The 270-nt window shown below is 60.0% G+C and carries 1 protein-coding gene; it reads right to left on the reverse strand.

Annotation, left to right across the window (positions count from 1 at the left end):
- Nucleotides 1–270 (reverse strand): porin (locus tag JT360_RS33390; protein WP_214477755.1); only part of this gene is annotated, 270 nt, incomplete at both ends.

The following is a 270-nucleotide window of genomic DNA, read 5'->3' on the forward strand; positions in this document are numbered from 1 at the left end:
CGGGTTTCGGTGTAGGTCTTCAAGGTGCCGAGTTCGGTTTCCTGGCCGGTCCAGGTCTTCAGCGTGAAGCGAGCCTGCTTGTAGTAGGTGTCGTGGCTGTCGCCGGCGTTCATGTGGTCCGGAACGTTGTTGACGCCATCGTTGGAGCCGTGGTCACCGACGCCGATGTCGTAACGGACATAGCCGCCGATGCGCAGGCAGGTTTCGGTGCCGGGGATGTAGAAGTAGCCAGCGCCATAGACGTCGCAAATCTTGACGTATTCAGCGGGT

Origin of the sequence: Mesorhizobium sp. dw_380 (assembly GCF_018588885.1) — a bacterium.
GTDB lineage: Bacteria > Pseudomonadota > Alphaproteobacteria > Rhizobiales > Rhizobiaceae > Mesorhizobium.